At 74.3% G+C, this 25,990-nt stretch carries 18 protein-coding genes and 1 pseudogene; 9 read left to right on the plus strand and 10 right to left on the minus strand.

Annotated elements, in window-relative coordinates; all coding sequences use genetic code 11:
* Window positions 1–251: 251 nt before the first annotated feature.
* The 3 genes from IH48_RS0112320 to IH48_RS0112330 are packed head-to-tail and all read left to right on the plus strand — an operon-like array spanning window position 252 to window position 6,978.
* The gene (locus IH48_RS0112320) at window positions 252–3,353 is read left to right on the plus strand and encodes an FAD-binding and (Fe-S)-binding domain-containing protein (RefSeq protein ID WP_078849659.1); all 3,102 of its coding nucleotides are present in this window, start codon (window positions 252–254) and stop codon (window positions 3,351–3,353) included.
* Window positions 3,354–3,406: 53 nt separating this feature from the next.
* On the plus strand, window positions 3,407–5,218 hold the full coding sequence (locus IH48_RS0112325) for a thiamine pyrophosphate-requiring protein (RefSeq protein WP_030902925.1): 1,812 nt from the start codon (window positions 3,407–3,409) through the stop codon (window positions 5,216–5,218).
* 5 nt (window positions 5,219–5,223) lie between these two features.
* On the plus strand, window positions 5,224–6,978 hold the full coding sequence (locus IH48_RS0112330) for a glycoside hydrolase family 15 protein (RefSeq protein WP_030902928.1): 1,755 nt from the start codon (window positions 5,224–5,226) through the stop codon (window positions 6,976–6,978).
* 132 nt (window positions 6,979–7,110) lie between these two features.
* On the opposite strand, the gene IH48_RS0112335 is transcribed toward IH48_RS0112330, so the two are convergent.
* The 5 genes from IH48_RS0112335 to IH48_RS36605 all read right to left on the minus strand — a co-directional run bounded on the left by IH48_RS0112335 (window position 7,111) and on the right by IH48_RS36605 (window position 14,020).
* Window positions 7,111–7,461 (minus strand): SCO4225 family membrane protein, encoded by a 351-nt coding sequence (locus tag IH48_RS0112335; RefSeq protein ID WP_199809939.1) that lies wholly within the window; start codon window positions 7,459–7,461, stop codon window positions 7,111–7,113.
* A 115-nt stretch (window positions 7,462–7,576) separates the two neighbouring features.
* Entirely contained in the window at window positions 7,577–7,966 is a 390-nt protein-coding gene (gene nirD / locus IH48_RS0112340) for a nitrite reductase small subunit NirD (protein WP_078849660.1), read from the minus strand.
* A complete protein-coding gene (gene nirB, locus IH48_RS0112345; protein ID WP_030902933.1) occupies window positions 7,963–10,572 on the minus strand; it encodes a nitrite reductase large subunit NirB in 2,610 nt (869 codons plus the stop codon). Before nirB ends, nirD begins: the two co-directional genes overlap by 4 nt.
* A gap of 119 nt (window positions 10,573–10,691) precedes the next feature.
* A complete protein-coding gene (locus IH48_RS36600) occupies window positions 10,692–11,903 on the minus strand; it encodes an NAD(P)/FAD-dependent oxidoreductase (RefSeq protein WP_234434221.1) in 1,212 nt (403 codons plus the stop codon).
* Window positions 11,900–14,020 carry a molybdopterin oxidoreductase family protein gene (locus IH48_RS36605; RefSeq protein WP_037841796.1) on the minus strand — a complete coding sequence of 707 codons (2,121 nt, stop codon included), beginning with the start codon at window positions 14,018–14,020 and terminating at the stop codon, window positions 11,900–11,902. The genes IH48_RS36600 and IH48_RS36605 overlap by 4 nt, the downstream gene beginning before the upstream one ends.
* A 190-nt stretch (window positions 14,021–14,210) precedes the next feature.
* On the opposite strand from IH48_RS36605, the gene IH48_RS0112360 reads away from it, so the two are divergent.
* Window positions 14,211–14,936: a winged helix-turn-helix domain-containing protein gene (locus IH48_RS0112360; protein WP_051839624.1), complete on the plus strand. Its 726-nt coding sequence runs from the start codon at window positions 14,211–14,213 to the stop codon at window positions 14,934–14,936.
* Here IH48_RS0112360 and IH48_RS0112365 read toward each other — a convergent pair.
* Both IH48_RS0112365 and IH48_RS0112370 read right to left on the minus strand, forming a co-directional pair.
* On the minus strand, window positions 14,915–15,979 hold the full coding sequence (locus tag IH48_RS0112365) for an iron-containing redox enzyme family protein (RefSeq protein ID WP_051839625.1): 1,065 nt from the start codon (window positions 15,977–15,979) through the stop codon (window positions 14,915–14,917). The two genes, IH48_RS0112360 and IH48_RS0112365, sit on opposite strands and share 22 nt — an antisense overlap.
* Window positions 15,976–16,215: a CDGSH iron-sulfur domain-containing protein gene (locus tag IH48_RS0112370; RefSeq protein WP_037841734.1), complete on the minus strand. Its 240-nt coding sequence runs from the start codon at window positions 16,213–16,215 to the stop codon at window positions 15,976–15,978. The genes IH48_RS0112365 and IH48_RS0112370 overlap by 4 nt, the downstream gene beginning before the upstream one ends.
* A gap of 300 nt (window positions 16,216–16,515) precedes the next feature.
* On the opposite strand from IH48_RS0112370, the pseudogene IH48_RS33190 reads away from it, so the two are divergent.
* Window positions 16,516–17,339 (plus strand): annotated as a pseudogene (locus tag IH48_RS33190) (SigB/SigF/SigG family RNA polymerase sigma factor).
* Between the two features lie 3 nt (window positions 17,340–17,342).
* On the opposite strand, the gene IH48_RS0112380 reads toward IH48_RS33190, so the two are convergent.
* The 3 genes from IH48_RS0112380 to IH48_RS0112390 all read right to left on the minus strand — a co-directional run bounded on the left by IH48_RS0112380 (window position 17,343) and on the right by IH48_RS0112390 (window position 21,608).
* The gene (locus IH48_RS0112380; RefSeq protein ID WP_030902943.1) at window positions 17,343–17,738 is read right to left on the minus strand and encodes a hypothetical protein; all 396 of its coding nucleotides are present in this window, start codon (window positions 17,736–17,738) and stop codon (window positions 17,343–17,345) included.
* Window positions 17,735–18,979 (minus strand): glycosyltransferase, encoded by a 1,245-nt coding sequence (locus IH48_RS0112385; protein ID WP_030902946.1) that lies wholly within the window; start codon window positions 18,977–18,979, stop codon window positions 17,735–17,737. The genes IH48_RS0112380 and IH48_RS0112385 overlap by 4 nt, the downstream gene beginning before the upstream one ends.
* Window positions 18,980–19,193: 214 nt before the next feature.
* Entirely contained in the window at window positions 19,194–21,608 is a 2,415-nt protein-coding gene (locus IH48_RS0112390) for an MMPL family transporter (protein WP_158710280.1), read from the minus strand.
* Window positions 21,609–21,936: 328 nt separating this feature from the next.
* Here IH48_RS0112390 and IH48_RS0112395 point away from each other — a divergent pair, with 328 nt between their 5' ends.
* The 4 genes from IH48_RS0112395 to IH48_RS0112410 are packed head-to-tail and all read left to right on the plus strand — an operon-like array spanning window position 21,937 to window position 25,944.
* Window positions 21,937–23,172: an SDR family oxidoreductase gene (locus IH48_RS0112395; RefSeq protein ID WP_107059287.1), complete on the plus strand. Its 1,236-nt coding sequence runs from the start codon at window positions 21,937–21,939 to the stop codon at window positions 23,170–23,172.
* Window positions 23,173–23,177: 5 nt separating this feature from the next.
* Window positions 23,178–23,438: an acyl carrier protein gene (locus tag IH48_RS33195; protein ID WP_051839632.1), complete on the plus strand. Its 261-nt coding sequence runs from the start codon at window positions 23,178–23,180 to the stop codon at window positions 23,436–23,438.
* A complete protein-coding gene (locus IH48_RS0112405) occupies window positions 23,435–24,661 on the plus strand; it encodes a beta-ketoacyl-[acyl-carrier-protein] synthase family protein (protein ID WP_030902953.1) in 1,227 nt (408 codons plus the stop codon). The genes IH48_RS33195 and IH48_RS0112405 overlap by 4 nt, the downstream gene beginning before the upstream one ends.
* Window positions 24,658–25,944 (plus strand): cytochrome P450, encoded by a 1,287-nt coding sequence (locus IH48_RS0112410; protein ID WP_078849663.1) that lies wholly within the window; start codon window positions 24,658–24,660, stop codon window positions 25,942–25,944. The genes IH48_RS0112405 and IH48_RS0112410 overlap by 4 nt, the downstream gene beginning before the upstream one ends.
* The last annotated feature ends 46 nt before the right edge of the window (window positions 25,945–25,990 follow it).

Raw genomic sequence — 25,990 nt, forward strand, 5'->3', positions numbered from 1 at the left:
CTGGGGGAGCGGGCACACACGCACAGGGAAGGAGCCGGGCATGTCGCAGCGAGACGGAGCAGCCGTCGCCGTGAGAGACGAACCGGCCTGCCCCCACCACTGACCGGGGGCCGGCCGGGCACACCTTCCGAACAACGCTTGCGAAATCGTCCGAGACGACCCATGGGAGCAGGGCGACCGGTCCGGCGCCTCCGTTCCGTGTGCCTCACGAAGGCCCGGCGGAGCGGACCGCCCCTGCTGGGAAGGCACGCATGACGACGACCGAGGAATCCGCCCCTCCCACCGCCGCAGTCGCTGGGAGTCCGCTGCGACTGGACGCGACAGCCCTGGAGAGCGCGCTGCGCGCCGAGGTGGACGGCGAGGTGCGCTTCGACGCCGGGAGCCGCGGCGCCTACGCCACGGACGGCTCCAACTACCGGCAGGTGCCCATCGGCGTCGTCGTGCCGCGCACGGTCGACGCGGGGGCGGTCGCGGTGGCCGTGTGCGCCCGGTTCGGCGCGCCCGTACTCTCACGCGGCGGCGGTACCAGCCTGGGCGGCCAGTGCACCAACACGGCCGTGGTCATCGACTGGACGAAGTACTGCGGCGGCGTCGTGTCCATCGACCCCGAGGCCCGCACCTGCGTGGTCGAGCCGGGCATCGTCCTCGACGAGCTGAACCGGCAGCTCGCCCCGCACGGCCTGATGTACGGGCCGAAGCCGGCCACGCACAGCCACTGCACGCTCGGCGGGATGATCGGCAACAACTCGTGCGGCGCGTCCGCGCAGGCCTACGGCAAGACCGTCGACAACGTCCGCCGCCTCGAAGTCCTCACCTACGACGGCACCCGGATGTGGACGGGCGCCACGTCCCAGGAGGAGTACGAGAAGATCGTCGCGGCCGGCGGCCGCCGCGCCGAGCTCTACGCAGGTCTGCGCTCGCTCGCGGACGAGTACCTCGGCGACATCCGCCGCGGCTACCCGAAGATCCCGCGCCGGGTCTCCGGATACAACCTGGACAGCCTGCTGCCGGAGAGCGGCTTCCACGTCGCCCGCGCCCTCGTCGGCAGCGAGGGCACGCTCGTGACGGTCCTGCACGCCGAGCTCGACGTGGTGCCCAAGCCCGCCGCGCAGGCCATCCTCGTCCTCGGCTACGACGACATCTGCGCCGCCGCCGACGACGTCCCGGCGCTCCTCGAACACAGCGGACCTTCCCAACTGGAAGCACTCGACGGCCGGATGGCGCAGCTCATGCGCGAGGAGGGCAGCCACCTCGAATCGCTCAAGTCCTTCCCCGAGGGCGGCAGCTGGCTGCTCGTCCAGTTCTCGGGTGACAGCAAGGACGACGTCGACCGGCAGGCCCACGAGCTGCTGCGCGCACTGAAACGCGACATGGACGATCCGCGCGTCGCGCTGTCCGAGGACCCAGACCGCGAGCAGCGCATGCTGAAGGCGCGCGAGGCCGGCCTCGGCGTCACCGCGCGCCCGCCGGACGACCGCGAGACATGGGAGGGCTGGGAGGACTCCGCGGTGCCCCCGGAGCGGCTCGGCGACTACCTGCGCGACCTCAAGGCGCTGTTCGCCGAGTTCGACTACGACCACCCCTCCCTGTACGGGCACTTCGGGCAGGGGTGCGTGCACACCCGTATCCCGTTCGGGCTGCGCACCGCCGACGGCGTCGCCACCTTCCGCGAGTTCCTGCACAGGGCCGCCGACCTGGTGGCGTCCTACGGCGGTTCGCTGTCCGGCGAGCACGGCGACGGGCAGGCGCGCGGCGAACTGCTGCCGAGGATGTTCGGTGAGCGGCTCGTCCGCGCCTTCGGCGAACTCAAGAGGCTCTTCGACCCGGACGACCGCATGAATCCGGGCAAGATCGTCTCCCCGAACCCCGTCGACGGACAACTGCGGCTCGGCGCCGACTGGCGGCCGCGCCCCGACACCGACACCCACTTCGGCTACCCGGAGGACGGCCACTCCTTCAACCAGGCGGTGCTGCGCTGCGTAGGCATCGGCAACTGCCGCAGCCACCAGGGCGGCGTCATGTGCCCGTCCTACCGTGCGACGGGGGAGGAGGAGCACTCGACGCGCGGCCGCGCACGGCTGCTGTTCGAGATGATCGGCGGCCACGCGGACTCCCCGGTCACCGACGGCTGGCGCTCCACCGAGGTACGCGACGCGCTCGACCTGTGCCTCGCCTGCAAGGGGTGCAGGTCCGACTGCCCGACCGGCGTCGACATGGCCACCTACAAGGCCGAGTTCCTCTCCCACCACTACCAGGGGCGGCTGCGTCCGGCCGCACACTACGCGCTCGGCCGGCTGCCGCTGTGGGCACGCGCCTCCCGTATCGCACCCGGGCTGATCAACACCGTGCTGCGCGCGCCGGTCGTGTCCAGGCTGGGCAAGAAGCTCGCCGGCGTGGCCGACCGGGAAGCGCCGCTGTTCGCGCAGGAGTCCTTCGTGCAGTGGTGGCGCTCCCGCTCCGTACCCGACCCGCACCCCGGCGACCCGCGCGCGGTCCTGCTGTGGCCCGACACCTTCACCACCTACTTCCACCCCTCCATCGCGAAGGCGGCCGTGCGCGTCATGGAGGACGCCGGGTTCCACGTGGCCGTGCCCACGGAAGCCGTGTGCTGCGGCCTGACCTGGATCTCCACCGGCCAACTCGACACCGCGCAGCGGGTGCTGAGTCGCAGCGTGCGAACGCTGCGGCCGTGGATCGAGGCCGGCACGCCGGTCGTCGGCCTCGAACCGTCGTGCACCGCCGTCTTCCGCGCCGACGCGCCCGAACTCATGCCGGACGACGAGGACATCAAGCGCCTCGCCGGGCAGTTCCTCACCTTCTCGGAACTGCTGCTGCGCCACGCCCCCGACGACTGGCAGCCGCCCGCACTCACCCGCGCCGCCACGGTGCAGACACACTGCCACCAGCACGCCGTCACCAAGTTCGACGCGGACCGCGAGCTGATGCGGCGCGCCGGCATCGACGCCGACGTACTCGACGAGGGCTGCTGCGGACTCGCAGGCAACTTCGGCTTCGAGGCCGGCCACCACGACGTGTCCATGCGGATCGCGGAGCAGGGAGTCCTGCCCGCCGTCCGCGAGGCGGCACCCGACGCGTTCGTCCTCGCCGACGGCTTCAGCTGCCGCACCCAGATCGAACAGGGCGGCACAGGTCGCGGAGTGCTGCACCTCGCCGAGGCGCTGGCACTCGGACTCGACGGCTCCGTGCCGCAGGACCACCCGGAGAAGGCCGCATCCCGCCCCGAGGCCCCCGATGAAGGGGCCGCGCGCCTGGTCACCGGCGCCGCCGCCGTGGCCGCCGCGGGCGCCGTGACCACCGCCGCCTACACCGTGCTGCGCAGGCTGCGCCGCTGAGGAACCGCGAGCGCGCCACGGCCACCACACGACGAAAGGAACCGACCGTGTCCATGAAAGTCTCCGACTACGTTCTCCAGCGCCTGCGCGAATGGGACGTGGACCGCGTCTTCGCCTACGCGGGCGACGGGATCAACGCACTGCTCGCCGCCTGGGGACGTGCGGAGGACGAACCGCGGTTCATCCAGGCCAGGCACGAGGAGATGGCCGCGTTCGAAGCGGTCGGCTACGCCAAGTTCTCCGGCCGGGCCGGCGTCTGCGCGTCGACCTCGGGGCCCGGCGCCATCCACCTGCTCAACGGCCTGTACGACGCCAAGCTCGACCACGTGCCGGTGGTCGCCATCGTCGGCCAGACGAACCGCAGCGCCATGGGCGGCTCGTACCAGCAGGAGGTCGACCTGCTGAGCCTCTACAAGGACGTGGCCGCGGACTTCTGCGAAATGGTCACCGTGCCGCAGCAACTGCCCAACGTCATCGACCGCGCGATGCGCACCGCCTACGCCAAGCGCACCGTCACCGCCATCATCATCCCGGCCGACGTGCAGGAACTCGACTACTCGCCGCCGACGCACGCCTTCAAGATGGTCCCCTCAAGCCTCGGCATCGGACGCTACGCGCCGGTCCCCGACGAGGCCGACCTGAGGCGCGCCGCCGAGGTCGTCAACGAGGGCGAGAAGGTCGCGATCCTCGTCGGCCAGGGCGCCAGGGGCGCACGCGCCGAGGTCGAGCAGCTCGCCGACCACCTCGGCGCCGGCGTCGCCAAGGCGCTGCTCGGCAAGGACGTACTCTCCGACGAACTGCCCTACGTGACGGGCGCCATCGGGCTCCTCGGCACCCGGCCGTCCTACGAGCTGATGCAGGAGTGCGACACGCTCGTGATGATCGGCTCCAGCTTCCCCTACACGCAGTTCATGCCCGACCTGGACCAGGCCAGGGCCGTGCAGATCGACATCGACCCCTTCATGGTCGGCCTGCGCTACCCCTTCGAGGTCAACCTCGTCGGCGACGCCCGCACCACACTGAACGCGCTCATGCCGCACCTGGAGCGCAAGAAGCACGGCGCGTGGCGCGAGAAGATCGAGAAGGACACCGCCAGGTGGTGGGAGGTCATGCAGCGCAGGGCCGCCGTCGACGCCGAGCCGATCAACCCCGAGTACGCCATCCACGCACTCGACGAACTGCTGCCCGACGACGCCATGATCTCCGCCGACTCGGGCTCCTCCGCCAACTGGTACGCGCGCCACCTGCGGATGCGCGGCTCCATGCGCGGCTCGCTGTCCGGCAACCTGGCCACCATGGGCCCCGGCGTGCCGTACGCGATCGGCGCGAAGTTCGCCCACCCGGACCGGCCCGCGATCGCACTCGTCGGCGACGGCGCCATGCAGATGAACAACATGGCCGAGCTCATCACGGCGGCCAAGTTCTGGCCCGAGTGGCAGGACCCCCGCCTGATCGTGGCTGTACTCAACAACCAGGACCTCAACCAGGTCACCTGGGAGATGCGCGCCATGGAGGGTGCCCCGCAGTTCCTGCCGTCGCAGAGCCTGCCCGACGTGCCCTACGCGGACTTCGCCCGCTCCATCGGCCTCGACGGCGTGCGCGTGGAGAAGCCGGAGGACGTGGTCGGCGCCTGGCAGCGCGCGCTCGCCGCCGACCGGCCGTTCGTCATCGAATTCCGCACCGACCCGGCCGTCCCCCCGATCCCGCCGCACGCATCGCTCGACCAGATCGAGGCGGCCGCCTCGTCCGTGCTGCACGGCGACCCGGACCGCACCGGCATGATCAGGCAGGGCATCAAGTCCAAGATGCAGGAGATGCTGCCAGGACACCGGCAGCACGGCGGCCGGCCCGGGGGCGAGGGCTGAGGCGGATGACCACGAAGAAGACCCAGGTCCCCTACCGCCCCCGATCGCTGCGCGACTACGCGCTGCTCGCGGACGGCGAACGCGGCGCGCTCGTCGGACCCGACGGCGAGTACGTGTGGATGTGCGCGCCGCGCTGGGACTCGCCGGCGGTCTTCTCCGCGCTGATCGGCGGGGGCGGCGTGTACGCGCTCAACCCGAGCGTGCGCTACGTGTGGGGCGGCTACTACGAGGAGGGCTCGCTGATCTGGCGCAGCCGCTGGGTCACCCGCGAGAGCGGAGTCGTGGAGTGCCGTGAGGCGCTGGCCTTCCCCGGCGACCCGCACCGCACGGTCGTCCTGCGCCGCGTCCTGGCCCACGACGCGCCCGTTGAGCTGCGGGCCCTGCTCGACCCGGCGGGCGACTTCGGCGCCGACCCGGTGCGCGACCTGCGGCGCGACGAGGACGGCGTGTGGCACGCTCGCGTGGGCGGGATGTCGCTGCGCTGGTCGGGGGCGGGCCGTGCGCGCGTCCACGACCAGCGGCTCCGACTCGACTTCGAGGCACGGCCCGGCACGCCCTACGACCTCGTGCTGGAGATCTCGGACCGGCCGCTCGACGGGCCACCGCCCGACCCCGACGAGGCGTGGCAGGCGACGGAGAACGCCTGGCGCGACGCGGTGCCCGAGCTGTCCGGCACGCTCGCGGTGCGCGACACCCGGCAGGCCTACGCCGTCATGCGCGGCCTGACGGGCTCGGCCGGCGGGATGGTCGCCGCTGCGACCACCAGCCTGCCGGAGCGAGCAGAGGAGGGCCGCAACTACGACTACCGGTACGTCTGGATCCGCGACCAGTGCTACGCGGGCCAGGCGGTCGCGGCCGCAGGCCCCCACCCCCTGCTCGACGACGCCGTGCGGTTCATCTCCGCGCGGCTCCACGAGGACGGCCCCGGCCTGGCGCCCGCCTACACCGTCGACGGCAGTCCCATCCCCGACCAGCGCAAGCTCGACCTGCCCGGCTACCCGGGCGGGTTCGACCTCGTCGGCAACCAGGTACGCCACCAGTTCCAGCTCGACGCGTTCGGCGAGTGCCTGCTCCTGCTGGCGGCAGCAGCCCGGCACGACAGGCTCGGGCCCGACGGTTGGCAGGCCGCGCAGACCGCGGCGGACGCCATCGCCCGGCGCAGGACGGAGCCGGACGCGGGCGTCTGGGAACTCGACCCGCGGCGCTGGACGCACTCCAGGCTCATCTGCGCGGCCGGCCTGCGCTCCATCGCGCGGGAAGCCGCGCCCGCCTCGCTCGCGGGACGCTGGAACGCGCTGGCCGACGCCATCGTCGCCGACGCCGACCGCGAGGGCCTGCACCCCACAGGGCGGTGGCAGCGCGCCTTTGACGACGACGGCCTCGACGCGGCGCTGCTGCTGCCCGCGCTGCGCGGCGCGATCCCGGCCGACGACCCGCGCACCGCGGCGACGCTCAACGCGTACAAGGCCGAGCTGACCGACGACCACTTCGCCTACCGTTTCCGCCACGACGGCCGGCCGCTGGCGCACGCCGAGGGCGCGTTCGTGATGTGCGGTTTCGCGGTCGCCATGGCGGAGCACCAGCAGGGGCGCACGGCGTCCGCCTACCGGTGGTTCGAGCGCAACCGCGCCGCGTGCGGCCCCGCCGGGCTCTACTCCGAGGAGTACGACATCGCGCAGCGCGAGATGCGCGGCAACCTGCCCCAGGCGTTCGTCCACGCGCTGATGCTGGAGAGCTCCGTACGACTCGCCGGGGCCTGAGCACACCGGGGCCTGAGCACACCGGCCACCCACCCACGAGAGGCGGACGCATGACCCGGAGTCGTCATCACCGGTGCGCACCGCGGCACAACGTGGCGGGGCAAGCACAACCCCCGGCCCGGCGGGCCCCTGTCACCGGCGGCTCGGGCGCAGGCCCGCTCCGGAGCCGCCGCCACGGCCCGACGGGGCAAGCGCGCGCACGAGGAGGCCGAGCAGCGTCGCGTTGACGACCGCCGCGACCGCGATCCCGGCGAGCAGGCCCCAGCCGTCCAACCCCGGCACGGCGAGCAGCAGCAGGCTGGTCGGCGCCGTCAGGAAGAACGGCCACACGCCCGCGAAGGACGCGTCGGCATGGGGCACGAACAGCGTGTCGGCCACGACCCACAGCAGCACAGCGGCCACCACGATCAGGTAGCAGCGCGAGAACCAGTTGTCCACGGCGGCGGCCCGCGGCCGCCGGTAGCGCTTGTCGGCGCGCGTCATCTCTCTCCAGTCTGCACGGTCGGGCCCCGGGGGGAAGCAGGGACATGCCCCATGCTCCGGGCAGGGATCCGACCGCGCATGAGTACCGGAACTCAGACCCCGTCCGTGCGGACACTCACCGCGCTGTGGTGCGGCGCGCCGGCCACACGCGCAGGACGGCCGGGGAGCCGTCGGGCGCGGCGTCCTCGTCGAGGCAGCGGCCGTCGCGCAGGTCGAAGACGTGCTTGTACATGGGCGACGCCAGCGTCGGCACCGGCCCTCGGCTGCCCAGCAGCCCGCGGGACATCACGTGGGCGCCGCTGAACGGGTCCCGGTTCGCCACGGCGTACACGGTGCCGGACCGGTCGCGGAAGACGGCGACCTGCTCGCCGCCGAGCAGCACGGCCGCACCGCGCCCGGGCACGAGGTCGGTGAGCGCGCACACGTGGTGCCACCGCCGGCCGTCGTGGATCTCCACCGATTCCAGGGCCGCCCGCGGACCGGCGCTCGTCGTCGTCAGCGTCATGCGGTGCGCACCTCCACACGGTCGCCGGCGATCAGCACCGGTCGCTGCAGTGGCGTGCCGTGCTCGCCCGTGCGCGCCGGGCGGATCTGCCCGCGCTCTCTCACGAACGTGACCGCCGGGTCCGGGGTGCCCGGCGCGTTCACGAAGGACGTGAACCGGCGCAGCCGGTCCGGGTCGGCGAGGGTGGCCGCCCACTCGTCCTCGTAGGCCTCCACATGGCGGGCCATCAGCTCCTCCAGGTCCGCGCAGATGCCGAGCGAGTCGTCCACGACGACGGCACGTACGTGGTCGAGGCCGCCCTCGATGCGCTCCAGCCAGGTGGAGGTGCGCTCCAGGCGGTCGGCGGTGCGGATGTAGAACATCAGGAACCGGTCGATGATCCGCACCAGCGTGTCGTGGTCGAGATCCTGCGCGAGCAGGTCGGCGTGGCGCGGTGTCATGCCGCCGTTGCCGCCGACGTAGAGGTTCCAGCCGGACGACGTGGCGATGACGCCGAAGTCCTTGCCTTGCGCCTCGGCGCACTCGCGTGCGCAGCCGGAGACCGCCGACTTGAGCTTGTGCGGCGAGCGCAGGCCCCGGTAGCGAAGCTCCAGCTCGATGGCGAGTGCCGACGAGTCCTGTACGCCGTAACGGCACCAGGCCTGCCCCACGCAGGACTTCACCGTGCGCAGGGCCTTGCCGTACGCGTGCCCCGACTCGAACCCGGCATCGACGAGCCGCCGCCAGATCGCCGGGAGCTGGTCGACGGCCGCCCCGAACATGTCGATCCGCTGACCCCCGGTGATCTTCGTGTACAGGCCGAAGTCGCGGGCGATCCCGCCGATCGTGATGAGGCCCTCCGGGGTGATCTCCCCGCCGGGCACGCGCGGCACCACCGAGTACGAGCCATTGCGCTGGAGGTTGGCGAGGAAGTGGTCGTTGGTGTCCTGAAGGGCCGCCTGCTCGCCGTCGAGGATGTGGCCGCCCGCGAGCGACGCCAGGATGGAGGCGACCACCGGCTTGCACACGTCGCACCCCTCACCGGTGCCGTGCTCCTCGACGAGGCGGGAGAACGTGGCGACGCCCTTCACGCGGACGATGTCGTACAGCTCGGCGCGGGTGTGCGCGAAGTGCTCGCACAGCCGGTCCTCCACGGTGACGCCTCGCGAGGCCAGCTCCCCGTCGACGACGGTGCCGAGCACCTTGACGCAGGAGCCGCAGCCGGTGCCCGCCTTCGTGCACTTCTTGACCTCGGGGACGCTCGTGCACCCCTCGTCGGCGACGGCCGCCCTGATCCTGCCCTTGGTGACGTTGTGGCAGGAGCAGACGACGGCGTCGTCCGGCAGTTCCACCGGACCGGTGGCAGGGGCGAGCCCGGCGGGCAGCACCAGCTGCCCGGGGGCCGTGTCCAGGGGCCGCCCGGCGGCCGCCAGCGGGCGCAGCACGCCGTAGGAACCGGTGTCGCCGACGAGCACCCCGCCCAGCAGCGCCCCGTCGCCGCCGACGACGAGCTTGCGGTAGACACCTGAACGGCCGTCGCTGTACACGACGTCGAGGGCCCCCTGCGTGGCGCCGTGGGCGTCGCCGAAGCTCGCGACGTCCACACCGAGCAGCTTGAGCTCGGTCGACGTGTCGGCGCCGGTGAACGGGGCGGGCTCGCCGCCCGCCACGGCCCGGGCCGCCGTCTCGGCCATCGCGTAGCCGGGCGCCACGAGGCCGTGGACGCGGCCGTCCGAGGTGAGGGCACACTCGCCGATCGCGTGGACGCGCGGATCCCGCGTGCGGCACTCGTCGTCCACGACGATCCCGCCGCGCTGCCCGACCTCCAACCCGCACTCCCGCGCCAGCTGGTCGCGTGGGCGCACGCCCGCCGAGAACACCACCAGATCCGCCGCGAGTTCGCCGCCGTCGGACAGGGCCATGGCACGGACCCGGCCCGAGTCGCCTGCCAGCACGGCCTGCGTGCCCACGCCGGTGTGCACCCGCACCCCGAGGTCCTCCACCTTGCGCCGCAGCAGGTCGCCGCCGCCCTTGTCGACCTGGAGCGCCATCAGGCGCGGCGCGAACTCCACGACGTGCGTCGCCAGCCCCATGGCGCGCAGCGCCCCCGCCGCTTCGAGCCCGAGCAGCCCGCCGCCGACCACCGCGCCGACCCGCGCCCCGGCTGCGTCGGCGCGGATGGCCGCCACGTCGTCAAGTGTCCGGTAGACGTGGCAGCCCGCCGCGTCCGTACCCGGCACCGGCGGCACGAACGGGTAGGAGCCGGTGGCCAGTACGAGCGTGTCGTAGCCGAAAACGGCCCCGCTCGCGGTGGTCACCGTGCGCGTGGCGCGGTCGATGGCGGTGGCCGGGTCGCCGAGGCGCAGGTCGATGCCGTGCTCCGCGGCGAACCCGGGCGGACACAGCGTCAGCTCGTCCGCGCTCGTGCCGGAGAACCATGACGTCAGGTGGACCCGGTCGTAGGCGGGGCGTGGTTCCTCGGCGAGCACGGTGATCCTCAGGGCGGCCGCGCCCGGCAGCGCGACGAGGGCTTCGAGGAAGCGCTGGCCGACCATGCCGTGCCCGATCAGGACGACATGCCTGCGGCCTGCGTGACGGGGCGCGAGGGGCGCCGTGGGACGGGTCATCGTGGGCTCCGTGGGGTGTGAGGCGGCCGATGGCGGCCGTAGGTGTCCTGGACCGGCTGTGTCGACGGGCTTCCCGGCGGGCCTTTCGGCGCATGCGCCGCCCGCGCCGCCCGCGCGGCTCAGCCGGGGACCAGCAGATGGTGAAGGTCCCCGGTGGCCGGGCCGTCGCGCCGGCCGAACGCCTCCGCGATGGCGTCCACGGCCGTCATGTCGCCGACGAGGACGGCGCCGGCCAGCCGGTCGCCCCGCATCAGCACCTTGCGGTAGCTGCCGCGGGTCGCGTCGACGAGCCGCAGCACGTCAAGGCCTGGGTCCGCGTCCTCGTCGACCTCGCCGAAGGCCGCGTACTGCAGGGGGCCCGCCGCCAGCCTGGCCGGCGCGCGCGAGCCCCGGTAGCGGGCCGACGGGCGGGCGCCGGAGAGCCGGGCGGCGAGGACGTCCGCCTGCTCCCAGGCCGGCGTCGCCAGGCCGTGCAGGACCCCGTCGTGCTCGGCGCAGTCACCGATCGCGTACACGCCGGGCGCGGACGTGGCGAGGGCGTCGTCGACGCCGACACCGCGCCGCACACCGATCCCGGCCGCGTACGCGAGCGCCGTGCGCGGCCTGGCGCCGCACGCGAGGACGGCGAGGTCGCACGACAGGCCAGGACCGCAGGCGAGTTCGACCGCGGACACGCGGCCCCCGCGGCACCGCACCGCACGGGCCCTGCTGCCCGGGTACGACACGACGCCGAGCCGCGCCAGGCCCCGCGCGAGCACCGCGGCGGCGTCCGCGTCGAGGTGCCGCTCGACCAGGTGCGGCCCCTGGTGGACGATCTCGACGGCCACGCCGAGCGAGGCGAGCGCGTGTGCGGCGCTCACCCCGAGCACCCCGCCGCCGACGATGACGGCCCGCCGCGCCGTCGCCGCGTCGCGCGCGAGGGCGGCACAGTCGTCGAGCGTCCTCAGGACGTGCACGCCCCCGGCAAGACCCGCACCGTGGGGCAGCCGCACGCCCCGTATCGGCGGCAGCACCGGGTTCGCGCCCGTGGCGAGGACGAGGCGGTCCCAGCCGTGCACCGAGCCGTCCGCGAGCGCCAGCGTGCGCGCGGCGGCATCCACACGGACCACCTCGGCCCCCGTACGCACGCGCGCCGTACCCGGCGGCAGCGCGATGTCGCGCGGCGCGAAGCGGCCCGCCAGCACGTCGGCGAGCAGGACACGGTTGTAGGGGCGGTGGGGCTCCGCGCCGTACAGCGTCACCTTTCCCGCGCCGCCGAACGCGGCGTACCGCTCGGCGAACCGCGCGGCCGCCATGCCCGCGCCCACGACGGCGACGCGCGGGCCGTTCACGCGGCCGCTCCGGCACCGGGCGCCGCCGGTGCGGCCGCACCCGCGCGCTCGACGCGGACCGCGCACAGCTTGAACTCCGGCATGCCGGAGGCCGGGTCGAGCGCCGGGTTGGTGAGGGTGTTGGCGCGCCCCTCGCCCGGCCAGTGGAACGGCATGAAGACGGTGTCGGGCCTGATCGCCTCGCTGACCCTGGCGGGTGCCACGGCCCGGCCGCGCCGGCTGGTGACCGAGAGCGGCTCGCCGTCCACCACACCGAGGCTGCGCGCGAGACGCGGGTGCAGCTGCACGAACGGGCCCGGCGACGCCGCGTTGAGCGCGGGGACCAGGCGGGTCTGCGCGCCACTTTGGTACTGCGCCGTCACACGCCCCGTCGTGAGGTACACCGGGTATTCGGCGTCCGGCTCCTCGCCGGCCGGCCGGTGCGTCACGGCGGCGAACCTGGCGCGGCCGTCGGGGTGCGCGAAACGGTCGAGGAAGAGCCTCGGCGTGCCGGGGTGCGCCTCGTCGGGGCACGGCCAGAAGACGCCGTCGCCCCCGCGGAGCCGGCGGTGGCTGATGCCCGCGTAGTCCGCGGGGCCGCCGGCCGAGGCGCGCCGCAACTCGTCGAAGACCTCCTCCGGGTCGTCCGGGAAGCCCTCGGGCCGGCCGAGCGCCGCCGCGAGCCCGCGCAGGATCGCCAGGTCGGTGCGTACGCCCTCCGGCGGGTCGAGGGCGCGCTGCCGCAGGATCACCCTGCCCTCCAGGTTGGTGGTGGTGCCGCTCTCCTCGGCCCACTGCGCGGCCGGCAGCACCACGTCGGCCAGGCGTGCGGTCTCCGACAGCACGACATCGCTGACCACCAGCAGGTCGAGGGCGCCGAGCCGCTCCGTGACGTGCGCCGCGCGCGGCGCGGACACCACCGGGTTGGAGCCCATCACCAGCAGGGCGCGCGCACCGCCGTCGAGCCCGAGCGTGCCGAGGAGTTCGTAGGCGGAGCGCCCCGCCACGGGCAGGGCCCCGGGGTCGACGCCCCAGACGGCGGCCACGTGCGCACGCGCCGCCGGATCGTCCAGGTCGCGGTAGCCGGGGAGCTGGTCGGCCTTCTGGCCGTGCTCCCGGCCGCCCTGGCCGTTGCCCTGGCCTGTCAGGGTGGCCGGGCCGCTGTACGGGCGGCCCGCGTTGCCGGTGGCGAGGCACAGGTCGATCCACGCGCCGACGGTGTCGGTGCCCTTGCTGTGCTGCTCCGCGCCCCGCGCGGTGAGCACCATGCCGGTGTCCGCCTCGCCGAACATCTTTGCTGCGCGCGCCAGTTCGGACACGGGGACGCCGGTGAGGCGCTCGGCACGTTCCGGCCAGTGCGCCATCGCGGCGGCGCGCGCCTCCTCGTAGCCCGTCGTGCGGGCCGCGACGAACTCCCCGTCCACGTTGCCGTCCGCGATCACCAGGTGCAGCAGGCCGAGGGCGAGCGCCAGGTCGCTGCCCGGCCTGGCGCGCAGATGGAGGTCGGCCAGCTCGGCGGTGGCGGTGCGGCGCGGATCGACGACGATCAGCGTGCCGCCGCGTGCCCGCAACTCCCGCAGGTGACGCACGGCGGGCGGCATGGTCTCCGCGGGGTTCGCGCCGACCAGCACCAGGCAGCCGGTGCGCGCGACGTCGGCGAGCGGGAACGGCAGGCCGCGGTCGAGTCCGAAGGCGCGCCGGTGCGCCGTGGCGGCGGACGCCATGCAGAAGCGCCCGTTGTAGTCGATGTTCGCGGTGCCCAGTACGACCCTCGCGAACTTGCCGAGCAGGTAGGCCTTCTCGTTCGTGAGCCCGCCACCGCCCAACACGCCCACCGCGTCGGGGCCGTACCTGCCGCGCACGTCGGCGAGGCCGCGCGCCGCCACGTCCAGCGCCTGGCGCCACGACGCCGGGCGCAGGGCACCGTCGCGTCCGTCCCGCACGAGCGGCGTGGCCAGGCGCGTCCCGCGCCGCAGCACCTCGGCCGCCGACCGCCCCTTCCCGCACAGCACACCGCGGTTGACGGGGTACGCGGGCCGCTCGCGTACTTGAGCCCCGCCGCCGGGCGTGGCGGCGACGCGCATCCCGCACTGCAGCGAGCAGTACGGGCAGTGGGTGTCCGTGCCGGTGTCGTCCATGGCACCGAGCGTGGCGGGCGCCGGTTTCGCCGAGGGGTCCGCCGTGTTGCACGCCGGGTACGCGTCCCTCACACCGCGCCGGTCGCGGTGCCGCGCGGCCGCCCTTCGACGTAACACCGCGAGCACGACGGACACGGCGCCGAGACACCCGGGCAACGTGCCGGAAACCCGCTGCGCCCAGCCTGCGTCCATGGCGAACCCTGACAACCCCTCCGCCCGGCACGGCCCACGCACGCCCTTCCCCGGCGGGCCGCTCGCCGGCTTCACCGTGGGGGTCGTCGCGGCGCGCGGCCACGATGAGCTCGTGGCCGCGCTGGCCGCGCGTGGCGCCCGCGTCCTGGACGCGCCGGTGCGGAGCCTGGCGGAGCGGACGGCCAGGCGCGAGGTGCATGCCGTGACGTTCATCGGCGCGCCCGCCCTCGTGACCTTCCTCGCCGCCGCCGACGCGTGCGGGAGGCGCGCGGCCGTGGTCGACGCGATGCGGGCGGACGTGGTGCCCGTGGCGTCGGGTCCCGCGCCCGGGCGCAGGCTGCGCGTCCTGGGGGTGCCCGCGGTGTGGCCGGGGCGCGCCGGACTCGCCGCGCTGGTGCGCACCGTCACCGTGACGCTGCCCACCAGGGCGCGGCGCGACATGGAGGTCGCCGGACGGCACGTCGTCCTCCAGGGCGACGCCCTGCTCGTGTCGGGCGAGAGCCTGCGCCTGACGCCGCGGCAGGCCGCGGTCGTGGGGGCGCTGGCCGAGCACCCCGGCCGGGTGGTGAGCCGGGAGATGCTGCTGCGTCGCGCGTGGCCGGAGACCGGCGCGGACGGGCACGCCGTGGAGGCCGCGATCGGGCGGCTCAGATCGGCGCTCGGGCAGCACCGCGACCTGATCAGGACGGTCCCCAAACGCGGCTACCGTCTGGCGACCGGCTGAGCACGACCCACGCCTGGCGGCGGCGCGTTCCGGCGCCTCGCCCACAGCGGCTCGCGCAGCGCGCTGCGGCCCTCGCGCCACGCGGCCAGCACGGCGGCCGAGAAGCGGTCTTCGAGCAGGACCGTCGCCCCGATGCCGAACAGGACGTCCTTCTCCAGCTCGGGCTCGTCGGCCAGCAACCCGCCGACGACCTCGTGCCGCATCAACTGCTCGTGCACGGCGTCCGCTTCGACGTGCTCGTCGTGGAAGCGGACCGCGGCGGGCCCCGCGCCCGTGCGGCGCATGGCGTCGGCGAGCCGGCGCGAGCCGGGTGACGAGGTCACCTCGACCGTCGCGAACTGTCCGACGAGAGCCCCGCGCAGGGCGCGGTGCAGGCCCAGCAGGGACATGAGGTTGACCACGGCCAGCATCTCGGCGCAACAGGCGCCGAGGTAGTGGTTGTACGACGCGTCGAGGCCGAGGTCGCCCATCAGGTCGGCGAAGAGCCGCTGGTGCAGCCGGTCCGCGTGGCCCGCACCGTACTCGTCGTACTCGACCGCGACCATCCCCGCCTTGGCGCGTCCGCGCAGGCGCGGGATGACCCAGGCGTGCGGGTCGGCCTCCTTGAGGTGGTAGAGCGAGCGCAGCGCCGCGTGCTCGCGCAACTGGCCGAGGGTGCCCTCGCGTGCGAGATGGTGGCTGAGGCCGGTGCCGTCGTCACGCGCGGGCTCGACGAGCAGGTCCGACAGCGCCTCGTCGACGCGCGACGCGGGAAAGCCCTGCGCCACGTCGCCCCTCAGGGCGTCGAGGAACGTGGCCTCCAGGGCGGCGCGCAGCCGCAGCAGGCCGGGGTCCCACTCGTGCTCGTCGCCCACGCCGTCGAACCCCTGGTAGTGCAGTTCGTACAGGATGTAGAGGGCGAGCTGGAGGTCGTCGCCGCAGGGGTCGGCGGACGCTGCCCGCGGGAGTACGTCCCGCTCCATGTCCTGCGCGTCGCGCAGGGCGCCGACCAGGGCCCCCGACAGCGGTCCGCGCGGCTTCGGCAGTCCCGCCCTGGCGGTCATGCTCCACTGCCGCCTTCCTTGCCCGCGTCGGGGCCGGCCGGCCGCGAGCGGCGCCGGTGGCTCGTGTCGCACCACGGGTAGCGCCGGGAACGCCTGCACGTGCACACCGCGACCGCGGGCCGCTCGGAGCGCTCGACACTGCCGTCGTCCAGCGCCACCTCGACGGGCCCCTCCACCACGAGGGGGCCGCCGGGGTCGATCGTGACGCGACGTGCGCGTTCGGCCGGTGGGTGCATGGCGTATCTCTCCTCCGTGAGGGGCGGCCCGAACCAGTCGACCAGGCGGCCTGGCGGGGGCAGGCGCGGTACGGGTGCCCCTCGCGGACCGCGTCACACCGCCGAGTCCGCCGGGGCCCCGGCGGTGCCCGTCCGGCACGTCCGAGAAGTCCCGCCGGGACGGTGTTTGCGCCGGGGAGCCGGGGGCAGGCGGTCGTCGTGCTTCGGAGAGCAGGCACGTTCAGGGTGCGGACCCTGGCGTGCAGCCCGGACCGCGCCCTCCAGGACAGCGACAGGGTCCGAGGAGCAGTGAGCGTAGCGATGGCAACAGATGTGAAGGCCGGGACGGCGACCCGACGCAACAGGCACCCGCACGACGACGCGCCCGACACGCAGGACGCGTTCCTCCGCATCGCCGCACTGGGCGAGTGCGCGGAGAAGGCCAGGCTGACGGACGAGGTGACGCGGCAGTGGCTGCCGCTCGCCCACCGCCTGGCGGCCAAGTACCGGGGAAGGGGCGAATCCCTCGAGGACCTCAAGCAGGTGGCGGCCCTCGGCCTGGTGAAGGCGGTGACTCGCTACGACACGGAGCGCGGCACAGCGTTCGCGAGCTACGCCGTCCCCACCATCGACGGCGAGCTCAAACGGCACTTCCGCGACTGCATGTGGACCGTGCACGTGCCGCGCCGCGTGCAGGAACTGCGCCGCCGGGTCCGCCTGGCGCGCCAGGAACTCGCGGCGGCGGGCGTCGGGAACCCTCCACGTCCGACACAGCGGCCGCGGCCGGCCTCACCGAGACGGAGGTGCGGCAGGGCAACGAGGCGCTGAACAGCTTCGCCGCGCTCTCGCTCGACGCCGAACTCACCGCGGGGGAGGCCGGGCGCTCCCTCGGCGACACGCTGGGCAGCCCCGACCCCGGCATGGACAGGGTCGTCGACCGCGAGACCGTCAGGCCGCGGCTTCGCCGGCTGCCCGAACGCGAGAAGCGCATCCTCTACCTGCGGTTCTTCCGCGGGATGAGCCAGTCCGACATCGCGGGCGAGTTCGGCATCTCGCAGATGCACGTCTCCCGGCTGATCAGCCGCTCCTGCGAGCGCATCCGCCGCGAGGTCTCGCGCGAACGCGTCCCGCGGCCGGTGGGCTGACCGTCAGCCCCGCCCGCACGCCGGGTCGCGCTCCTTGTACCGGGTCGCGGCACGGTCGTTGAGCGCGCTGCCCCATGCGCGGGCGCCACACCGTGCGCGAGACCCGCCGAGCAGCCCGCCGACCGACCCCACCGGGCCGAACCGGCCGCCGCCCGGGCTCCCGCCCGAGGTGGTGGAGGGCTTGGAGCGACGTGTGCAGGGCCCCATGAACATGGTGTCCGTCGCGGACGCGAACTCGTCCGCGCCGATCGCCGTCGCCTCGGCCGCCTCCTCGAAGAGCGTGCGGACCGTGTCACGGTCGCGCACGTCGCACACGGCGGTACGCACGGGGGACGCGCCCCCGCCGAGCCGCGGCATCAGACCCTCGCGGTGCGGTTTCGCCGTGGCGGGCGCGGTCATCGCGGGGACCCCACCGGCGAGGGGGCGCGCGACAGCCGGTTGTAGACGCGCGAGACGCCGTCCGTCACCCGGTCCCAGGTGTACCGGTCGAGCACCCGCTCACGGCCCGAGGCGCCGAGGCGCTCCAGCCGCCGCGGGTCGTCGAGCAGCTTCCTGATCGTGTCCGCGAGGTCGTGGCCGGCGGACGTGGGCACCAGGGCGCCCGTCACACCGGAGACCACCGTGTCCAGGTGCCCGCCCACGGCAGTCACCAGTACCGGCTTCCCGCACGCCATCGCCTCGATCGCCACGATGCCGAACGGCTCGTACTGCGGCAGCGAGAGGACGAGGTCCGCCCCCGACATCAGATGCGGCATCTCCTCGCGGGAGATCGCCCCCAGCAGCTTGACCCGCTCGGACACGCCGCACTCCTCGGCCGTCTTGCGCAGCCGCTCCGCCTCGGGGTCGGCGAACAGGAGCGAGGCCTCGGGGCCGCCCGCGATCAGCAACTCCGCGTCGGGCACGTCCGCCAGCGCGTGGATCGCCCGGTCGAACCCCTTGCGCCGCACCAGCCGTCCGACGGCCAGCAGCCGCTGAGGCGCGCCCTGCGGACGCCGTGTGCCGGGCATGGGCGTGAAGCGGTCCGTGTCGACGCCGCACGGAACCACCGATATGCGCCGCCGCGGCACGCCCATCTCGCGCAGCTCCGCGACCTCGTCCGTGCAGGTGGCGACCACATGCGCGGCCTCCCGGCCGATGGCCCGCTCGACGGCGAGCCGTTCGTGCGGGCCGATCTCCTCGTCGCCCTGGTGGCGCCTCGCGACGGTGCCGAGAGCGTGATAGCTCTGCACGACGGGCACACCGTGCTGCCGGGCGCCCGCCAGCGCCGCCATGCCGGACATCCAGAAATGCGCATGCGCGGCATCGGGGGTCTCCAGCGACCAGCTACGGGTCAGGAACTCGCCGAACGCGGGCATATGGCCGAGCAGTTCGTCTCTCGGGACGTACGTGGCCGGCCCGGCGGGGACGTGCACCACGAGGTAGCCGTCCGCCGTGCGGACGTGCGGGGGCAGGCCGGGATCGGCGCGCCGGGTGTAGACGGTGACGCGGTGGCCGCGCCGGGCGAGGCGCCCCGCCAGCCCCGCCACGTACACGTTCTGGCCCCCCGCGCCGGGGTCGCCGAGCGCCGCGAGCGGGCTCGCGTGCACGGAGACCATAGCGATGTGCCTGGGCGGGCTCGGTGTGCGCTTGTGCCTGTTCATCGGGCCACCTCCGGTCGTCTGAGCGCCGCCCCCGCCTGTCCACGAGCGCACGAACCGGGAGTACCCGGTTGGCAAGGCACCGCACCGGGAAAGCAGGGAGCATCACCGTGACGGACGCGGCATCTCAACCACCGGCCGAACCCGGCTCGCCCCTGGCGCCGGTGCGCCGTACCCTTCTCGCCCCGTCACCGGCCCCGCCGGGTGCGACCGTGCCTCACCCCGCGCCTCCCGGGCCGCGCCTGTCGAGCGCCGCGGGCACCTGAGAGCCGTTGTCGGATGCCGTCGCGGGCCCCGGCACGGCAACCCCGGCGTGGGCGGCGGCGCGGCGACCCAGCGGCCACCACCAGTTCGCGGGCCCGGCCAGCGCCATCACCGCGGGGACGAGCACGGGCCTGATCAGGAGCGCGTCGATGACGAGGGACAGCGCGACGGTGACGCCGATGAGCTTGATCACGGTGATGCCCGCGAACACGAGGGCGAGCAGCACCACCACGACGACGGCCGCCGAGGCGACGAACAGCGGCGCCGCCGACTGCAGGCCGACCGCGGTCGCCCGCACCGTGTCGCGGCCGCCGAGCCGCGCCTCGCCGATGCAGGAGAGCAGCAGCACCTCGTAGTCCATCGACAGCCCGAAGGCGAGGCACATCGCCACCACCGGCGTGAGCAGGTCGGTGGTGCCGGTGACGGTGAAGTGCCCCACCAGGGCGCGCAGATGGCCGTCCTGGAAGATCCACACCATCCCGCCGAGCGTGGCGGTCAGGCTGAGTGTGTTCATCACGAGGGCCTTCGCCGGCAGGAAGACGCTGCGGGTGAACAGTGCGAGGAGCAGGAGTGTGATCAGGACGACGAACGTCGCGGCGTACGGCATCCGTTCGACGAGCACCTTCTTGAGGTCGGCGAGTTCGGCCGCGGGACCGGCCGGCCGGGCCGCGACGGGCGCCGCGGTGCCGCGGACCGCGTGCACGAGACGGATGGACGCCACACCGTACGGCGCGTTCGGCCCGCTCACGGCCACCCACGTGCCCGTGGTCGAGGTGTGGCGGCCCAGCAGGTCGGCGCAGGTGGCCCGCTGGACGACCGGAGCCCGCGAGGGAGCCGGGCAGGCCAGGACCCGGCGGCCCTCGGCGTAGAGCCCGGTCGTGGTGCGCACACCGTGCGCGCCGGGCAGCGCGGACAGCCGGCGCGCGTACACGTCCAACTCGCGCCGTCCCGCCGGGGTCTCACCGCGCCAGTGCGGCAGCACCACGTCGATCTCGGAGCCCGCGACGGCGGGGAAGCCGGCCCGCAGCGACCGCGCGGCCTGCACGACGGGCGCGGACCTCGGCAGCACGCGCTCGTCGCTGAGCCCGAAGTGGACGCCGTGGAACGGCAGCGCCAGCGTCCCGAGGAACACCACGGCGGCCGCTGTGACCAGCACGGGCCGCCGCATCACCGCACACGCGAGCCGGAACCACCTGCCCTCCTCCGGGGCGCCCCTGTGCCGCCGGCGGGCGAACCAGTCACGGCCCGCTCGTTCCGCTCCCAGCAGGGACAGTGCGGCGGGCACGGCGAACAGGGCGCCTGCCGCGGCCAGGGCGACGACCGCGAGCCCCGCCCACGCCAGGGACCGCAGGAAGTACAGCGGGAAGATCAGCAGACCGGTGAGCGCCGCCCCGACGACCGCCGCTGACACCGCCACGGTGCGGCCGCCGTAGCGCATCATCCGGGCCAGTGCCTCGTCGTGCGGTGTGCCGGCGGCGCGCTCCTGCCGGTAGCGCACGACGAGGAAGAGGCTGTAGTCGACCGCCATCGCAAGACCCACCGCGGTGGTGAGGTTCAGCGCGAACACCGACACCGGTGTCACCGTCGTGAGCGCCGTCAGCACGGCCGTCGCCCCCGCGACGGCCAGCCCGCCGACCGCCAGCGGCAGCAGCGCCGCCCACAGGCTGCCGAACGCCCACAGCAGCAGGAGGAGCACGGCGGGCGCGGCCACGGTCTCCGCGGTCCGCAGGTCCTGTTGGCTCTGCTCCTGCAGATCCTCCAGCGCCGCGGCCTGCCCCGTCACCCGTACCGTCAACGGCCCTTGGGAGCCCGTTGCTTCGGGAATCAGCCGGGCCAGCGTCCCGCGTGCCTCAGTGGCGCCGCCCCGCAGCCGCACCAGGACCAGCGCGGTGTGGCCGTCGGCGGAGCGAAGCTCCTGCCGCAGCAGGCTCGCCGGCCCGCCGCCTCCGGCCCGCCCGGACGGGGAGCGCGGCAACTCGCCGGTCCAGTACGAGTCCACGTCGCGCACACCGCCGTCGGCCCGCAGCCGGGAGACCAGCCGCAGACCGGCCCGCCGCTCCGCCGTGCCGTCGACCGAGGCGCTGGTCCGCGCCAGCAGGACGAGGTCGGGTGCGCCGCCCCCGAAGGAAGCCATGTCGGCGTGTGCCCGGGCGGACGGTGCCGAACCGGGAACGAAACCGCCGTTGACGAGCCGGGTGCTGACGGAGTGGCCGAGCACGGCGCACAGCGCGGCCAGGCAGGCGGCGAGCAGCAGCACGGCACCGCGCCGCCGCACCGCCAGCCGGCCGACGGCGGCGAGCGCCCGGTCGAGAGCCGGTAGTGGGGCACCGTCCCGTACCGTGCCCGCACTCCGTCGCCGCTGCCGCACGCGCCACCTCGCGCCCGTCCCGCCCATCCCGTGCACCTCCGTCGCCGTGCCGCCGCCCACCCTGAGGGCCTGCCGGTCCCCTGACGGAACGACGAACGGCCGCCGCACGGCACGCGGCCTCGGACACGACCCGCCATTTGCCGGAGGTGATGGGGTGATATGCGCGGCGAATGGAAAAACCAGAAAAGCGTTCTTCCGAAGGCCCGCGCGAAATACCCATGTCGGAACCGCCGGACGACCCGGCGGCGAGTACAGTCCCAAATCCGTTCGCCGTGAGGCAGTGAATCCGTGGAAGCCCGTGAAGAGGACGAAGGAGGCGGAAAGCCCGATGTCATCACCCGGAAAAGCGACGGTGGAAACGGAGAACGGCCGACGCGCCGACCGGACCGTCGCGTTGACCGGTGCGACCGGCTTCCTCGGCTCCCACCTCCTCATCCGCCTCCTCGAACGCGGCTGCCACGTCGTGGCCCTCGGGCGCCGCGACGAACACGCGGTGGCCCGTTCCCTGGCCCTCGCACTCCGTTCCGCGGGCGCAGGCGAGAGCACACTCGCGAGAATTCCCGGGCAGGTGACGCCCGTGCGGATCGATTTGGGCCGCCCGCGCCTCGGGTTGCCGGAAATGCGTTACCGCCAACTCGCCGACACCGTCTCGGCCGTCTGGCACTGCGCCGCCCTCACCACCCTGAACGGTGACCCCGACGCACTGCACCTGGCCAATGTCGAAGGCACGCGGCGCGTTCTCGAATGGACGGAAAGCGGTGCGCGCCGGCCGCACCTCCACCACATCAGCACCGCCTTCGTCGCCGGGCGGCGCAGCCACGGCGTGATCCCCGAGGAGCGTCTCCCGGCGCACGGCGGATTCGTCACTCCCTACGAGGAGTCGAAGCACCGCGCCGAGGAACTGGTCCACGCATGGGCGGCCGCCGCCGGGCGCGGCGCCACGGTGTACCGCCCCTCCGTGCTGCTGAGCGCGCGCAGGGCCCTGCCCAGGGCACCGCGCCACACCTATGCCGTGCTCGCCGCGAAAATGGCGCTGGTCCTGCGGCAGTTGGGGGTGGCGGCACCGGGCTCGGCCGGGCGGGGGACCGGTGCGCCGGTCCACGTACGACTGCTCGGGAACCCCGAGGCGACGGTCAACCTGCTGGCCGTGCAGGACGCGGTCACGTCGATGCTCTGCCTCGCCGACCGCGCCACGGGGCGGCCCGGCGTGGCCGTCCACCACGTCGTGCACCCGCACGACACGCCGGTGTCCCTCGTCAACGCGGCGATCGAGCGCACCGTACCCGGTCTGCGGCTCTCGCTGGTCACCGAGCGGGACGACCCCACCGACCTGGAACGCGGCCTCGACGCGTACGGCGTGGAGGTCACCGCCTACCTCGGCCTGCACAGGACCTACGCCCGTGCCGTGCCGGCAGACCTGGAGCGCCGCCGCGTGACGGATTTCCCGCGCCCGATCGACAGCGCCTACCTGGACGCCGCGCTCGCACCCCCCACCCACCTGCCCCGTGTCCCGCACGCACCCCACGCACCGAACGGCCAGGCCGCCCCCACCCCGAGAGGTTAGGAAGCATGAGCAGCCCGATGCTGGACCGCTTCACCGCCATCATGACCGAGCACTTCGGGGTCGACCCCGCCGACATCGACGCGTCGACCACCTTCGAACAGCTGGAGATGGACTCGCTCGCCCTCGCCGAGACCGTCGTCGTGCTCGAAGAGCAGCTCGGCATCCAACTCCCCGACATGGAGAGCGGGTTCTCGCCCAGCATGACGCTCGCGGAGGCTGCGGACGCCGTCGCAGGGCTCTGCCCGACCGCGACCACCGCGCCGTGACGCGCCGATCCGTCGCGGTCACCGGCCTCGGCATGACCACCCCCGCCGGCATCGGCGCCGAGGCGACCTGGGAGCGGCTGTGCGACGGCACCCCCACCGCCGCCCACACGCCCAGGCTCGGGGACCTGCCGGTCACGTTCTGCTGCGAGGTCCCGGACTTCGACGCCGTGCGCCTCATCGGGCGCCGCATCGTGTGGCGCACGGACCGCTTCGTGCACCTCGCGCTGGCCACGGCCCGCGAGGCGCTCGGGGACTCCGGCCTCGACCCGGCCGCCTGGGACTCCACGCGTGTGGGCGTCGTCATCGGCGTCGGCGCCAGCAGCCAGGACACGGCCGAGCGCGAGTACGGGCACCTGGCACGCGGCGCCCACCGCGCGCTGTCGCCCACCGACGTGCCGCGCTCCATGCCCAACATGGCGCCTGCCGAGATCGCCATCGACTGCGGCGCCACAGGACCCAACTTCGCGGTCTCCACCGCCTGCGCGTCCGGGGCCACGGCCATCGCGCTCGCGCGCGACCTGATCACCTCGGGGACCTGCGACATCGTGCTGGCCGGCGGCAGCGAGTCCGCCGCCTACTCCCGGCTCGCCGCCGGCGCCTTCTGGCGGATGGGCGCCCTGTCGACCCGCCACCACGACCCGGCGGGCGCCTCGCGCCCCTTCGACGCCGACCGCGACGGCTTCGTACTCGGCGAGGGCGCGGGGATCCTCGTCCTTGAGGAGTCGCGCCACGCCAGGGCGCGGGGCGCGTCGATCCGCGCCCAACTCGCCGGATGCGGCATCACCAGCGACGCCCACCACTGGACCACGCCCCACCCCACAGGACGCGGCACCGTACTCGCGCTGCACGGAGCCCTGCGCGACGCCGGCCTCGAACCCGCCGACATCGACCACGTCAACGCGCACGCCACCTCGACGCAGGCCAACGACACCAGCGAGGCGCAGGCCCTGCGCGCCGTCTTCGGCACCCCGCCGCCGGTCACCGCGACCAAGAGCGTCATCGGGCACGCCATCGCGGGCGCCGGCGCCATCGAGGCGGCCGTCAGCGTGCTGACCCTGCAGCACCAGTGCATCCACCCCACCGCCAACCTGGACCGGCCCGACCCCGCGGTGGACCTCGATGTCGTGACCAAGCGGCCGAGGCAGCGGCGGATGTCGGCGGTGGTCAGCACCTCCATCGGCTTCGGCGGCCAGAACACCGCCCTCGTCCTCACCGGGCCATGAGCACGGACGCAGCCGTGGCGGGCGGCGGGACGCCGGGACCCGCCGGGGGCGACGCGCCGCGGCTGGCCTGTCCCGTACTGCACGAGAGGGGATTCACCGTCCCGGACGCCCGGCACGCGCCGCCGAACGCGCCTCGCCTGAGGCCCGTCACCCTGGGCGGCGGCCTGCGTGCCTGGGCGGCCGAGGACGCGGCGACCGCGCGCGCCGTCCTTGCCGACGCGCGGCTCACCAACGACGTGCGCGAGGTGGGGACCGTGCAGGGCTTCCCCGCGCGCCACTACCCCGACGACTTCTTCGCCCGCACGCCGCAGTTGCTGGCCGCCTCCGGGGAGCGCCACCGCCGCATGCGCTCCCTCGTCACCCCGTTCTTCACCGCGGCCGCGGCCGCGCGCTCCGCCGCGCGAATCGGGGAGACGACGGCCGCACTGCTCCGCGCCCTGCCCGCGAACGAGCGGATCGACATCGTCGCCGACCTGGCGCTTCCCGTCGCGGACGCCGCGGCGGGCGAAGTACTCGCGCTCCCGCCCCACCAGCGCAGGGCCGCCGTGCGTGCCGTCGTCGACGCGGGCACCACCGGCCCCGGCACCCCGGGTCAGACGGCGGCGCAGCGGGCGTTCACCCGCTCCGTACTCCACGTCGTCGGGGCCGCGCGCGGCGCGGCCCGCGCCACGCCGGCCTCCGCACTCCTGCGGGCGCACACGGACGGCCTGCTCACCAACGAGGAACTGGCCGGCATGGCCGGCATGCTGCTCGTCGGCACTCTCGACTCCCTCACCACCGTCGTGCCCGCCGCGGTGCTCACCGTCCTGGGCCGCCCGCGGCTGCGTGACGCCCTGCGGCGCGGCGAGGACACCACCGTGCCACTCACCGAGGAGATCCTCCGGCTCAACCCGGCCTTCCAGTACGGGAGCTGGCGCTTCACCCGCGAGGACTGCCGGATCGCGGGCACCGACCTGCCGCGGGGCTCCGTCGTCGTGGCCGCGCTGCTGCGCGCCAATCTGGACGCCGCCGCCTGGCCGCGGCCGCTGAGAGCCGACCCGCGGCGGCCGAACCCGGCAGGACATCTGACATTCGGGCACGGCCCCCACTACTGCCTCGGCGCGGGCCTGGGCCGCCGCGTCGTCCACGACGTTCTGACGGGGCTGTTCGCCCGCTTCCCCGCCATGTCGTCCGTCCTGCGCGCGGACGAACTCGACTGGCACGGGGAGTGCCTGCGCCGCCTGCGCCGGCTGCCCGTCCACACCGGCGCCGCGGCCCGCACGGCGCACGCACGAGGACGCTGACCGCGCCCGGGCCCCCACGCCCCGGGCCGGCGCACGGTTGCCGCGT

The sequence above is a fragment of the Streptomyces sp. NRRL F-5126 genome, assembly GCF_000721265.1.
Lineage (GTDB): Bacteria > Actinomycetota > Actinomycetes > Streptomycetales > Streptomycetaceae > Streptomyces.

Bases quoted from the DNA above. Each gene is read 5' to 3' on its own strand.
- IH48_RS0112320 (WP_078849659.1), top strand. From the start codon at position 252: ATGACGACGACCGAGGAATCCGCCCCTCCCACCGCCGCAGTCGCTGGG.
- IH48_RS0112325 (WP_030902925.1), top strand. From the start codon at position 3,407: ATGAAAGTCTCCGACTACGTTCTCCAGCGCCTGCGCGAATGGGACGTG.
- IH48_RS0112330 (WP_030902928.1), top strand. From the start codon at position 5,224: ATGACCACGAAGAAGACCCAGGTCCCCTACCGCCCCCGATCGCTGCGC.
- IH48_RS0112335 (WP_199809939.1), bottom strand. From the start codon at position 7,461: ATGACGCGCGCCGACAAGCGCTACCGGCGGCCGCGGGCCGCCGCCGTG.
- nirD (WP_078849660.1), bottom strand. From the start codon at position 7,966: ATGACGCTGACGACGACGAGCGCCGGTCCGCGGGCGGCCCTGGAATCG.
- nirB (WP_030902933.1), bottom strand. From the start codon at position 10,572: ATGACCCGTCCCACGGCGCCCCTCGCGCCCCGTCACGCAGGCCGCAGG.
- IH48_RS36605 (WP_037841796.1), bottom strand. From the start codon at position 14,020: ATGGACGACACCGGCACGGACACCCACTGCCCGTACTGCTCGCTGCAG.
- IH48_RS0112360 (WP_051839624.1), top strand. From the start codon at position 14,211: ATGGCGAACCCTGACAACCCCTCCGCCCGGCACGGCCCACGCACGCCC.
- IH48_RS0112365 (WP_051839625.1), bottom strand. From the start codon at position 15,979: ATGACCGCCAGGGCGGGACTGCCGAAGCCGCGCGGACCGCTGTCGGGG.
- IH48_RS0112370 (WP_037841734.1), bottom strand. From the start codon at position 16,215: ATGCACCCACCGGCCGAACGCGCACGTCGCGTCACGATCGACCCCGGC.
- IH48_RS0112380 (WP_030902943.1), bottom strand. From the start codon at position 17,738: ATGACCGCGCCCGCCACGGCGAAACCGCACCGCGAGGGTCTGATGCCG.
- IH48_RS0112385 (WP_030902946.1), bottom strand. From the start codon at position 18,979: ATGAACAGGCACAAGCGCACACCGAGCCCGCCCAGGCACATCGCTATG.
- IH48_RS0112395 (WP_107059287.1), top strand. From the start codon at position 21,937: ATGTCATCACCCGGAAAAGCGACGGTGGAAACGGAGAACGGCCGACGC.
- IH48_RS33195 (WP_051839632.1), top strand. From the start codon at position 23,178: ATGAGCAGCCCGATGCTGGACCGCTTCACCGCCATCATGACCGAGCAC.
- IH48_RS0112410 (WP_078849663.1), top strand. From the start codon at position 24,658: ATGAGCACGGACGCAGCCGTGGCGGGCGGCGGGACGCCGGGACCCGCC.